At 52.3% G+C, this 12,562-nt stretch carries 11 protein-coding genes; 7 read left to right on the top strand and 4 right to left on the bottom strand.

The genetic code is table 11. The features are described 5' to 3' along the window. Window positions 1-96: 96 nt before the first annotated feature. Window positions 97-264: a hypothetical protein gene (locus tag PAG01S_RS22390; protein ID WP_010260551.1), complete on the top strand. Its 168-nt coding sequence runs from the start codon at window positions 97-99 to the stop codon at window positions 262-264. Between the two features lie 382 nt (window positions 265-646). Here PAG01S_RS22390 and PAG01S_RS04235 read toward each other — a convergent pair whose 3' ends face one another. Next, window positions 647-1,321 carry an ATP-dependent Clp protease proteolytic subunit gene (locus PAG01S_RS04235; protein ID WP_062757794.1) on the bottom strand — a complete coding sequence of 225 codons (675 nt, stop codon included), beginning with the start codon at window positions 1,319-1,321 and terminating at the stop codon, window positions 647-649. Window positions 1,322-3,178: 1,857 nt separating this feature from the next. Between PAG01S_RS04235 and PAG01S_RS04230 the strand changes: the two genes are divergently transcribed. The 6 genes from PAG01S_RS04230 (at window position 3,179) to rnd (ending at window position 10,582) form a co-directional block, all read left to right on the top strand. Then, window positions 3,179-3,916 (top strand): carbonic anhydrase, encoded by a 738-nt coding sequence (locus PAG01S_RS04230; protein WP_022625550.1) that lies wholly within the window; start codon window positions 3,179-3,181, stop codon window positions 3,914-3,916. 243 nt (window positions 3,917-4,159) lie between these two features. Further along, entirely contained in the window at window positions 4,160-6,076 is a 1,917-nt protein-coding gene (gene yoaA / locus PAG01S_RS04225) for a DNA repair helicase YoaA (protein WP_062757792.1), read from the top strand. A 44-nt stretch (window positions 6,077-6,120) separates the two neighbouring features. Then, entirely contained in the window at window positions 6,121-6,819 is a 699-nt protein-coding gene (gene tsaB, locus PAG01S_RS04220) for a tRNA (adenosine(37)-N6)-threonylcarbamoyltransferase complex dimerization subunit type 1 TsaB (protein WP_062757790.1), read from the top strand. Window positions 6,820-6,879: 60 nt separating this feature from the next. Further along, the gene (locus PAG01S_RS04215; RefSeq protein WP_010260563.1) at window positions 6,880-7,476 is read left to right on the top strand and encodes a Slp family lipoprotein; all 597 of its coding nucleotides are present in this window, start codon (window positions 6,880-6,882) and stop codon (window positions 7,474-7,476) included. A 209-nt stretch (window positions 7,477-7,685) separates the two neighbouring features. After that, window positions 7,686-9,362, top strand: coding sequence for a long-chain-fatty-acid--CoA ligase FadD (fadD, locus tag PAG01S_RS04210; protein WP_140417628.1), 1,677 nt, complete (start codon window positions 7,686-7,688; stop codon window positions 9,360-9,362). A 98-nt stretch (window positions 9,363-9,460) separates the two neighbouring features. After that, the gene (gene rnd / locus PAG01S_RS04205) at window positions 9,461-10,582 is read left to right on the top strand and encodes a ribonuclease D (protein ID WP_062757786.1); all 1,122 of its coding nucleotides are present in this window, start codon (window positions 9,461-9,463) and stop codon (window positions 10,580-10,582) included. Window positions 10,583-10,635: 53 nt separating this feature from the next. Here the strand turns inward: rnd and minE are convergent, their stop codons facing one another. From minE to minC, 3 genes are read right to left on the bottom strand one after another with little or no spacing between them, the layout of a single operon-like run. Further along, complete coding sequence (gene minE / locus PAG01S_RS04200; protein WP_008925314.1) at window positions 10,636-10,905, bottom strand: cell division topological specificity factor MinE; 270 nt, start codon at window positions 10,903-10,905, stop codon at window positions 10,636-10,638. Between the two features lie 3 nt (window positions 10,906-10,908). Next, a complete protein-coding gene (gene minD / locus PAG01S_RS04195; protein WP_010260569.1) occupies window positions 10,909-11,721 on the bottom strand; it encodes a septum site-determining protein MinD in 813 nt (270 codons plus the stop codon). Between the two features lie 33 nt (window positions 11,722-11,754). Beyond that, complete coding sequence (gene minC, locus PAG01S_RS04190; RefSeq protein WP_010260571.1) at window positions 11,755-12,462, bottom strand: septum site-determining protein MinC; 708 nt, start codon at window positions 12,460-12,462, stop codon at window positions 11,755-11,757. Window positions 12,463-12,562: the final 100 nt, after the last annotated feature.

Below are 12,562 nucleotides of genomic sequence, written 5' to 3'. Positions count from 1 at the left end.
CATAAAGCGTCGAAAGAGCGGGAGAAGTGAGGGCACGCGCGGCATAAAAATGTTATAAAACAGCAGATAAATCGCGCTACGGATGAGGATTCAGGCATGGCGAATACGCAGTATCTTTTTTGGGTGATGGTCGGCGCACTGACGCTGCTGTTTATTGTGGTTTCGGCATTTGTTGGATTGTCCCGTGGCAGTAAGCAGGGCTTTATTACCTTCGCTATTCTGTTCATCGTTATGCTGGCGGGCGCGTTGTACGTCCGCTTATAAGCAGGTCGCAAGAGCAGCGTCGCCAATAATCGTGATATCAGGTCACCAGCCAGAAACAGATAAACGCCCTGTACCAGAATGAGCCGTATCTGGCTGAGCGGCCTGCTTTATTTGCCGCTTTTTATCTGGCCAGTGTTGAATCAACTCTGCTATTGCTACTCAAAAAACTCACCAGGCAAGCGTAGCGCTTACAGGGAAAAGTCGCCGTGATATTGATGGTGAGATCCTGCGGCGCCTCATCTGAACGTCGTCTGCATTATGTTCTGCTCTGGATTACCCGCTAACGGCTCGATATGTCTCCCCGCCAGCACGCCCATCTGTCCAGGCGGCGAATATCTGATAAAAGGTATTCGTCCAGCAGGCATAATTAACGTTATTTTTGCTAGTCGCTGGCCTCTGAAGTGAAAATGTAATAAGCGACATCAGCGGGGGCGATTCCTTCAACACGTTTTTGTGCAATACCCTGTTTTACAGATTCTGGAAAACGCAGGTAAATACGGTTGTCTTCACTGAATAAGGCTTTATCTATCTCTATCCCGTCATCTTTGAAACAGGATGCATAGGTGTCCCTGAATATTTTACTGACATTATCGATATCTCTGCTGAGTAAAATGACTTCATTTTTTTTCAGATAGTTGCTCTGAATGTTTTGACTCGCTGCAGGGTGGATTAAAAACGTTGCGCTGGGTAATGTTTCCCTTTGCGCCCCTGAGCAATAAATCAGGGTAGCCGCCGAACCCGTCATTGCGGCATTGATGGTTTTTATCGGAATCCTTGACCCCCTGACGGCCTGGCCGCCCATATAGCCAGCTTCCATGTCGCCGCCAAAGCTGTTTATATAAAGCGATATTTCTTTTACAGCAGGGTAACTTGCATTAATATCATCGATGCCTGCCATCAATTCTGCCACTTTAGTGCCATTAACCTCGCCAATGTAAACAATTTTTGCCGATTTTATCTCTTGCGCTTTCAGGGTGTTATTCATCACCACTGACGTTTTTGCTATGCAGCAAGCGGAAGTGACGCCCAATAATAGAAAAGTGAAATAACGCACCATAAAAAACTCCATTTAAGGGTGTGACACTGTCAGTTTAAGGATCAGTAATGTTTAAAAAGAAAATAGCCCGTTGTAACTTCCAGGGTGATGATATAGAAGATGAGTACGATGAATATCAATAATAAACTCGCTCTGGCGTAGTTTTTCTTTGAACGTTTAGTCCTTCGGTTTAAGGACCAGTAAAGCAGCATGAAAAGATTTAATACGGGTATGCCAGTTAAAATTAATGTGACAATCCAATCCCATAGGGAGACATCATCGACGTGTTGATTATTTTCCACAGTGTTTTTTACGCTATGTGAGTGGTGGAGTAACGACGTTAACTGCTACGACGTGCAGATCATTTTCTGACAGCTGACGAGTTTTTATTGATTCGCTGAGGATAAACGTCAGACCAGTCTGGTTGTTCGCCGGACATAATCGCGCGCCGCTGTGCAGGGCTGATCCCCTGGTTTATATGCGGCATGACAGGTTCACTATGTTGACCAACTGGGTTAAGTTTGACCTCATCGTTGGTAACGCAACCGCTCAGCGTCAGAATCACTAAGCTATACCGGGGTAATTTTGGGAACAATGATATTTCTCCTTGTTGAGATAATGGTGTCCATTTTGACGGATAGATGCAACAGGGTAGCAACAGCCAGATTACATCCCACTTAACTTATAATATAAAACCCCACTTCATTTACATTAACGGATATCTTTAGCGAGATAGTCTTAAACGGCCTTTTAAAGAGGACGGATGCCGTGGGGCATGGTTTCTATTGTGATGTGACTTATCCAGTGACAAGTTTTTATTGCCTGTGAAAGAAACATAATTTCTGAATTTTTAATTACCTCTCTACCATCTGTTAAGTCAGCCTGGCTGCATCAGAGGAAATATTCAATCCGCTAATGCTCACAGATTGCGTTTAAATTCTGTCTCTTTTATATCAGGGATTTTTTCTTATAACAACATAACGATGTTTAATGCTACTCCTGTTGAGTTTTTATTTAATGTTACCTTTCTTTGTGCATAATTGTGCTTTGAATCGCATCATTAACTTTTCGTGTCCCTGTATTATAGGCAGTTAAGTTCCGGCCTTTTATTCATTAAACGAGTAAGAGGTTTTTTTGAAAACAGAGTTTTTTCAGCGGCGAATTATTAAACCCGCTATCAGACTGACGTCAATGATAACGCGGCTGGGGGAGGCGAATGGGCATCCGATTAACCGGTACGCTATCAGCACCGGCTGTGACGCAAGGCTGTTTCACGCAGTGGCGAAGCAGAGTCTGCGGCAGCGCCCGCATTTCTGATATCTTTTGCGAGCCTTGCAAAACAGATGGCAGGAGTAAGCTACACTCAAAGGGCATAGCAAAATTGCTATCTGACACCGGAGGAAATTATGTCTGAACGCCCTGATTACGATGAGCCGCTGCCCGATGACGCTGAGATTTATCCTGAAGATGAGGAAGAAGATGAAGAAGAGGAACCATTAGAAAAGGATGTCTAGCGTCACCTGCATAATCTTTTATGACGCGTTATCGCGTTGCACCGCAAAACCGCCTGCGTGCAGTTTTGCGGTTTCTTACGTCGCCTGAATTTAGTGCAAAATTTCCCTCCCGGCTCGTTTCGACGATCAAAATGATAAATACAGAATAATGAAACTCTTTTATTCAGAGAGATTGATATCAACCCTTTACTGAAGTGCTTAAAAACGTCACATCGTGATGTTTGTTAATTAAATTAACATTGATTGTAATTATAAACTCTTTATTCGTTCTGATTTTGATTTAACGCATTTTGTCACCTTGCTGATTCAGTAGTCAGCGGAATAGTATCCCTGCCGCAAATAAGCTTATAAAGCAGGGATAAAAATGAAATTACCAAAAATGTTAAGTCTGGTTGTGGCGCTTTCTACCCTCAACGTAGCCGGTGCGGCGGAACCGCACTGGACGTACGAAGGCAAAGCTGGCCCGGAACACTGGAGCGAACTGACCAGCGACTTCCACATCTGTCACGAAGGTAAGTCCCAGTCGCCAATCAATATTAAAGATCCGATTGAGGGGCATTTACAGGCACTCGATCTGGCCTACCATACGTCGGCTGAGAAGGTGATTAACAATGGCCACACGATTCAGGTGACCGTTGATGAAGAAGATGATTTTGTACTGGATAGTGAAAAGTTCACGCTGCGTCAGTATCACTTCCATACGCCGAGTGAGAACCAGATCAATGGGCACACCTTTCCCCTTGAAGCCCACTTTGTACACAGCAAAGAGGATGGCGATCTGGCCGTGGTCGCGGTGATGTTTAAGGTCGGTGAAGAGAATCCGGCGCTGGCACCGTTGATCGACGCTATGCCGAAACAGGAAAACCAGCAGGTAACCATTAATCGCCAGGTAAATTTACGCGATCTCTTCCCGGAAGATCTGCACTATTATCGTTTCAGCGGCTCCCTGACGACGCCACCCTGCAGCGAAGGGATTCGCTGGCTGGTGCTGAAACAGCCGGTTTCGCTCTCTCAGGCGCAGCTCGACGCCTTTAAACAGGCGCTGAAAACCACCAATAATCGTCCGTTGCAGCATCTCAATGGGCGCATGATTGTAGAGTAGTCACAGCGATTTCTGCTGCCTTTCGCGGTGCAACTTTTCCATCAGGAATCCCGGTGCTGCGAGCGCTTCTCTTCAGGCGGCCACGTGCCGCCTTTTTCCCCATCTTTCAGACGCGATCCTGAGACACTGGTTGCCACACTCCCAACGGCTAAAAATAGATAAACTATTGATAATTATCAATTTTGCTTTGTTGATCCAATACTGACATAATTACAGTGTTTTTGCCGTTCTTAGTGAGGGTATGTGGCAGACGATTTTGCAGTGGATGGCGCGCTGGCGCTGGCGATCGCAGGCTTTAAGCCGCGTGAAGCACAGCGTGAGATGGCGCAGGCGGTATCTGAAGCCGTAAAACAGCAGGGTGAACTGGTGGTCGAGGCCGGTACCGGCACCGGAAAAACTTATGCCTACCTGGCTCCCGCTCTGCGGGCCGGTAAAAAAGTCATTGTCTCCACCGGATCCAAGGCGCTGCAGGATCAGCTCTATGGCCGCGATCTGCCTACGATGATCAAGGCGCTGGATTTCAAAGGTAAAACGGCTTTGCTGAAAGGACGCTCGAACTACCTTTGCCTGGAACGCATGGAACAGCAATCGATGGCGGGCGGCGATCTCACCGCGCAGGGGCTGACCGATCTGGTGACGCTGCGCAGCTGGTCATCGCAGACGGAAGATGGCGACATCAGCAGCTGTGCGGGCGTGACCGAAGACAGCCCGGTCTGGCCGCTGGTCACCAGCACCAACGATAACTGCCTCGGCACTGACTGCCCTCGCTATAAAGAGTGCTTTGTGGTCAAAGCGCGTAAGCGCGCTATGGACGCCGATGTGGTGGTCGTGAACCACCATCTCTTTCTTGCCGATCTGGTGGTGAAAGAGGGCGGCTTTGGCGAACTTATTCCCGAAGCTGATGTGATGATCTTCGATGAAGCCCATCAGCTGCCCGATATCGCCAGTCAGTATTTTGGTCAGCAGCTCTCCAGCCGCCAGTTACTCGATCTCGCCAAAGATATTATTACCGCCTACCGCACCGAGGTGCGTGATGCTCAGCAGCTGCAGAAATCCGCTGACCGCCTGGCGCAGTGCGCGCAGGATTTTCGCCTGTCATTAGGCGATCCCGGCTATCGCGGTAACCTGCGTGAACTGCTGAGCGATAAGAACATCCTGCGGATGTTTACGCTGCTGGATGATGCGCTTGAGCTCTGTTACGACGTTATCAAACTCTCACTGGGCCGTTCAGCCCTGCTGGATGCCGCCTTCGAGCGGGCCGCGCTCTACCGTGGCCGGTTAAAACGGCTGCGGGCGATTAACGAGCCGGGCTACAGCTACTGGTATGAATGTACCTCACGTCACTTTATCCTGGCGCTGACGCCGCTCTCGGTGGCAGAACGCTTCCGTGAAGTAATGGATAATCGTAAGGCTGCCTGGATCTTCACCTCAGCCACCCTGGCGGTGGATGAGAAAATGGCACACTTCGCCGAACGGCTGGGTGTGAATGCAGCAAAAAGCCTGATTCTGAACAGCCCGTTCGATTTTGCGAAGCAGGCGCTGCTCTGCGTTCCGCGCAATCTGCCTGAGCCTAACCGTCCGGGTGGTGCACGCCAGCTGGCCGCAATGATGAAGCCGCTGATTGATGCCAATAAAGGCCGCTGTTTCTTTCTCTGCACGTCGCACCTGATGATGCGTGAGCTGGCCGCAGAATTTCGCGCCTCAATGACGCTGCCCGTGCTGGTGCAGGGTGAAACCAGCAAGGGTCAGTTGCTGAAACAGTTCATCGATAAGGGCAATGCCCTGCTGGTGGCGACCAGCAGTTTCTGGGAAGGCGTGGATGTGCGGGGTGATGCGCTGTCGCTGGTGATCATCGATAAACTGCCGTTCACCTCACCGGAAGATCCGCTGTTGAAAGCCAGAATGGAAGATTGCCGGATTCGTGGCGGCGATCCCTTTACGGATGTGCAACTGCCGGATGCGGTGATCACCCTGAAGCAGGGCGTGGGACGTTTAATCCGCGATACCGACGATCGTGGCGTACTGGTCATTTGCGATCAGCGTCTGGTTTCTCGTCCTTATGGCGCGCTGTTTCTCAATAGCCTGCCACCGACGCCGCGCACCCGGGACATTGCCCGCGCCATCGCCTTTATCCGCCAGCAACCCGAACCAGACGCGTAATTTTATGCTAAGATGCGCGCCGTTTTCTTTCTTCTGAGGTAGTCATGTCAGCCCGAATTTTAGCGCTGGATACGGCGACAGAAGCCTGTTCAGCCGCCTTGCTGAATCAGCAACAGATTGATGCCCGATTCGAAATTGCCCCGCGCGATCACACCCAGCGTATTTTACCGCTGATCGAAGAGCTACTGCTGGCACAGCAGCTGGAACTGACCGACCTGGACGCGCTCGCCTTTGGTCGCGGCCCTGGCAGTTTTACCGGCGTGCGTATTGGCATTGGTATTGCGCAGGGACTGGCACTGGGCGCTTCACTGCCGATGATCGCGGTTTCCACGCTGGCCATGCTGGCGGAAGGCGCGTGGCGTCTGCACGGTGCTACCCGCGTATTAACCGCTATTGATGCGCGGATGGGCGAGGTCTACTGGGCCGAATATCAGCGTGATGAACAGGGTGCCTGGCAGGGTGAGGCCAGCGAAAGCGTGCTGTCGCCCGAAGCGGCACTGGCCCGGATGCAGGCGCTCTCTGGCGAATGGATGACCGCAGGCACCGGCTGGCAGGCTTATCCTGCCCTGCAGCAGGGACACGAACTTACCCTGAAAGCCAGTGACGTTACGCTGCCCGCTGCAGAAGATATGCTGCCGCTGGCGACCCTTGCGCTGGCGCAGGGGAAGACGCTGCTGCCGGAAACAGCGGAGCCCACTTATCTGCGTAATGAAGTCGCCTGGAAAAAATTACCTGGCCGGTAAAATGCACGCAACTTATTGTTATGCGTCCAGTCTAACTCTTTACCTAACGGGAGAACGTCTATGTCGTCAATGTGTGGTAAAGGGCTTTCAGGTCTGCTGCTGACCTGTGTGCTGGCGTTAACCGGTTGTGTCTCAATTCCTGACACGCTGCAGGGCAGCTCACCTCAGCCGCAGCAGGATCTGTTGCGGGTCATGAGCAATCCTTCGCTCTTTGTCGGGCAGGAATCGCGCTTTGGCGGCAAGGTAGTGAATGTCACTAACCTGAACGGCAAAACCCGGCTTGAGATTGCTGCACAGCCTCTGGATGATAGCGCCAGACCACGTCTGGGTGCGGCCTCGGTCGGTCGGATTTATGCCGATATCCGAGGTTTTGTTGATCCGGTGGATGTCAGAAATCAGTATGTGACGGTGCTGGGTACCCTGAAGGGGACGGAGCAGGGCAAAATTGGCGAGGCAGATTACAAATTTGCGGTCATCGATGTGCGCGGTTATCAGCGCTGGCGACTTACCCAGCAGGTGACAGCACCACCCCAGCCGATGGATCCCTGGATCTGGTATGGTCCGACCCGCCATCGCGGCGGATACTGGGGCCCGAATCCCTACTGGGGAATGATGAACAGTGGGCCGGCAGAGGTGCAGACCATCCTGACTGAGTAAGTGCAAAAAACATTTAAGTATCAGCCCGGTCGCGGTGCTCGCTGCCGGGCTTTTTATTTGCCTGTTTTATCAGCACGAAATTTAGTGATGCACTTCGCAACCTCAACATGCCAAAACAGGCAAACTGGTACAATCAGTTAAAATATTGTTAACAAACCAGATTGGCTGAGGCAGCGATGGAAATACAACATAATTATCGGGGTGGATCCTTGAATAAGGTTTGGCTGAAACGCTACCCGGCAGATGTGCCTGCCGAAATAAGTGCAGATCGTTATACCTCGCTGGTGGATCTGTTTGAGCAGGCCGCAAAACGCTACGCCGATCAACCCGCGTTCCTGAACATGGGTCAGAAGATGAGTTATCGTCAGCTGGAAGAGAAGAGCCGCGCTTTTGCCGCCTATCTTCAGCAACAGCTGGGCCTGAAAGCGGGTGACCGTGTGGCACTGATGATGCCGAATTTACTGCAGTATCCGGTGGCCCTGTTTGGTGTGCTGCGTGCGGGTATGGTGGTGGTCAATGTGAATCCGCTCTATACGCCGCGCGAACTGCAGCATCAGCTCAATGACAGTGGGGCCAGTGCGATTGTCATTGTCTCGAATTTTGCGCACACGCTGGAAAAAGTGGTGGCGAAAACCGCTGTGCGGCACGTCATCCTGACCCGGATGGGCGATCAGCTGGCGCCAATAAAAGCGACGCTGGTTAACTTTGTCGTTAAGTATGTGAAGAAGCTGGTGCCCAAATACCATCTGCCGGGGGCAATCTCATTTCGCCACGTACTGGAAGTCGGCGAAACGCTCAATTATCAACGCCCGACGGTCTCCAATAACGATCTCGCCTTCCTGCAATATACCGGTGGCACCACTGGCGTGGCCAAAGGGGCGATGCTGACCCATCGCAACATGCAGGCGAATCTTGAGCAGACCCGCGCGACCTACGGCAAAGTGCTGCGCGACGGTAAAGAGTGTGTTGTCACCGCGCTGCCGCTTTATCACATCTTCGCCTTAACGGTGAATGGCCTGCTGTTCCTGGAGCTGGGCGGTCAGAATCTGTTGATCACCAATCCGCGCGATATTCCCGGCTTTGTTAAAGAGCTGGGGAAATTTCCGTTTACCGCCATTACTGGCGTGAATACGCTGTTTAACGCGCTACTCAACGATGAGCAGTTTAATAAACTCGATTTTTCAACGCTGCGTCTTTCCGCCGGTGGCGGAATGGCTGTGCAGAAAGTGGTGGCCGAGCGCTGGGAAAAACTGACCGGACACTATCTGCTGGAAGGCTATGGCCTGACAGAGTGTTCTCCGCTGGTGTCGGTCAATCCCTATGACATCAGCTGTCATACCGGCAGTATCGGTCTGCCGGTGCCCTCGACCGATGTGCTGATTCTGGATGACGACGGCAATGAAGTTCCTCCGGGTGAACCGGGCGAACTTTGCATCAGCGGCCCGCAGGTGATGCTGGGCTACTGGCAGCATCCGGAAGCGACAGCGGAAGTGCTGAAAAATGGCTGGCTCCACAGCGGTGATATTGTTACCGTTGACCAGGAAGGCTTTATTCGCATCGTTGACCGCAAAAAAGATATGATTCTGGTATCAGGTTTTAATGTCTATCCGAATGAAATCGAAGACGTGCTGATGCAGCATCCTAAAGTGCGTGAAGCCGCGGCTATCGGTGTGCCCAGCGATCTTTCTGGCGAAGCGGTAAAAGTCTGCATCGTGAAAAAAGATGCATCGCTCACCAAAGAAGAGGTGCTCGATCACTGTCGCCGTCAGCTGACCGGTTACAAGGTGCCGAAAATCATTGAGTTTCGTGATGAGTTGCCTAAAACCAACGTCGGCAAGATCCTGCGGCGTGAGCTGCGCGACGAGGCGAAACCCGGCGCGAGCTGAATCCGGGCAGAAATTGAGGTTGAACGCCGGCATGTCCGGCGTTTTTATTGTTTTTAACATGGAGCGCCGCGCGTTGTTGGCTGCGGTGGAAATCAGACGTGAACTATTCCCTTATCGACCAGGATGATCAACTGGCAGACGTGTGTCAGAAAGCGCGCCAGCACGCGGCGGTGGCCCTGGATACCGAATTTGTCCGCACCCGCACTTACTACCCTCAGCTTGGCCTGATCCAGCTGTTCGACGATCAGCAACTGGTGCTGATTGACCCGCTGAATATCCGTGACTGGTCACCCTTTATTGCCTTGCTGACCGACACCCGCGTCACCAAATTCCTGCATGCCGGGGGTGAAGATCTGGAAGTCTTCCTGCACCGTTTCGGCGTGCTGCCGACGCCCATGATCGATACCCAGATTCTGGCTGCCTTTTCTGGCCAGCCGCTCTCCTGGGGTTTTGCCTCAATGGTGGCACATTTCACTCAGGTCGAACTCGATAAAAGTGAATCACGCACGGACTGGCTGGCGCGCCCTCTGACCCAGCGTCAGTGCGAGTATGCGGCGGCGGACGTTCACTATCTGTTGCCAATTGCGCGTCAGCTGATGATCAATACGGAAGAGGCCGGCAATATGTCGGCGGCACTCAGTGAGTGCGATAACCTGTGTCAGCGTCGTCTGGATAGCCTGTTGCCGGATGAAGCCTGGCGGGATATTACCAATGCCTGGCAGTTGCGCCCGCGTCAGCTGGCGGCGTTACAGCGACTGGCGGCCTGGCGTCTGAAGCTGGCGCGTGAAAAAGATATGGCCGTTAACTTTGTGGTGCGCGAAGAGCACCTGTGGAAAGTGGCGCGCTTTATGCCCGGCTCGCTGGGCGAGCTGGATCATCTGGGGCTGTCAGGCCACGAAATTCGTTTCCACGGCAAAGCGCTGGTGGCGCTGGTGGCAGAAGCTGAGGCGCTGGATGAGAGCGAACTGCCGGCTCCGCTGGGCAATCTGATTGACCATCCGCACTACAAGCCAGTGTTTAAAGCGATGAAAGCGCTGGTGCAGCAGGTGAGTGAGCAGAGTGGATTCAGTCAGGAGCTGCTGGCGTCACGACGTCAGATTAATCAGGTATTAAGTCAGCACTGGGGCCTGAAGCCACAGGGACGTCAGCCGGAGTTACTCACCGGATGGCGGGGCGAACTGCTGAAACCCGGCATTGAGGAGATTCTGGCGGGTTGTTAACCGGTTAAATTTCCCCTGCCAGAGCGCAGGGGAAATTCAGCAAACGGTCAGCGTCATTTAGTCACTTCATCCGTTTCCGGCAGCGTCACGTTCAGCTCCAGAATCGAGATATCATCACCTTTCTGGTCGAGCTGCACCGTTACCATTTCTGGATCGATCTTCACATATCTGCAAATCACTTCCAGAATGTCGCGCTTAAGTTGCGGAAGATAGTGGGGCTCACTGTCGCCCCTTCTCCGTTCTGCCACGATAATCTGCAGCCTTTCCTTGGCTATGTTGGCAGTGTTCTTCTTCCGGGATAAAAAGAAATCAAGTAATGCCATGGTTTATCCCCCGAACAGGCGTTTCAGGAAACCCTTCTTCTCTTCTTCGATAAAGCGGAAGGGGCGTACTTCACCGAGCAACCGTTCAACGGTATCGGCATAGGCTTTGCCAGCATCAGATTCGCCGTCAAGAATCACCGGTTCGCCCTGGTTAGAGGCACGTAACACCGATTGATCTTCAGGGATCACGCCGACCAGAGGAATGCGCAGGATCTCCAGCACATCTTCCATGCTCAGCATATCGCCACGGTTCACCCGGCCAGGGTTATAGCGGGTCAGCAGCAAATGCTCCTTCACCGGGTCCTGACTGTTTTCAGCGCGACGGGATTTCGATGAGATGATGCCGAGAATGCGGTCGGAGTCGCGGACAGAAGAGACTTCCGGGTTGGTGGTAATAATGGCTTCATCGGCAAAGTAGAGCGCCATCAGTGCGCCCGTTTCAATCCCTGCCGGTGAGTCACAGACGATGAAATCGAACTCCATCTTAGCCAAATCGTTCAGAACTTTTTCAACACCCTCACGGGTCAGCGCATCTTTATCACGGGTCTGCGACGCAGGCAGAATGTAGAGCTGCTCCGTGCGTTTGTCGCGAATCAGCGCCTGGTTCAGTGTGGCATCGCCCTGGATTACATTAACAAAGTCGTAGACCACACGGCGCTCACAGCCCATGATCAAATCCAGGTTACGCAGACCGATATCAAAATCGATCACAACTGTCTTTTTGCCTTTCTGCGCTAAACCGGTGGCGATGGCCGCGCTTGACGTGGTCTTACCAACGCCCCCTTTACCGGATGTAACTACAATAATGCGTGCCATAAATGTTGATTTCCTTAACAAAAGAAAAGGGGCCTAATTAAGTGTCTGGATAGTCAGCGCGCCATCCTGCAGGCACAGGCGCGCAGCTTTACCAAAAAATTCTTGCGGGATCTGATCCATGATCCAGTACTCTCCGGCAATCGAGACCAGCTCGGCAGCCAGGTTGGTACAAAAAATCTGGCAGTTGCGGTCACCGCTGGCACCCGCCAGGGCGCGACCGCGCATCATGCCGTAAATGTGAATATTGCCATCGGCGACCAGTTCAGCGCCGGCGCTGACGCTGCTGGTGATGATCAAATCGGCATCACGCGCATAAATCTGCTGGCCCGAGCGCACCGGGGTGTTCACGATGCGGGTTTTCGTTGCTACCGTTTCGGTTACAGCCGGCAGAGGTTCTGGTATCGGCTGCGGCGCGGCGGCTTGCGGTCTGGCCTCTTTACCTTCTGCCAGCACGGGCAGGCCGGCACGGGCGATCATACGTTTCAGCGCTTCATCTTTGCAGCCGCTTACGCCGACAATGCGTAAACCGGTGGCGAGAACCGCCTGTTGCAACAGTTTCCAGTTAACATCGGCACTTAATGTCGAGACGTTAAGTACCACCGGCGCGTTTTTCAGGAAATCTGGAGCCTGGTCAATCTTGTCCTGGAGTGCCTTGCGAATCACCGCAGGGTCATGGTGATGCAAATGGACGACAGACAGGGTGAAACTGCTACCTTTGAATTCGATTGGCGTTTGCGACATCTGTCCCGACTCAGTCCTGTTTTCACTACCGAAAGCCTGGCGATGATAAAATCATCGTGGAAGCGCTAACGGTGAATATTCGAAGTTCTGCAAGCATGTT

The organism is Pantoea agglomerans NBRC 102470, from assembly GCF_001598475.1.
GTDB classification, from domain to species: Bacteria; Pseudomonadota; Gammaproteobacteria; order Enterobacterales; family Enterobacteriaceae; genus Pantoea; species Pantoea agglomerans.
The sequence above is the reverse complement of the archived record's forward strand: the minus strand, read 5'-3'. Positions and strand labels throughout refer to the sequence as shown.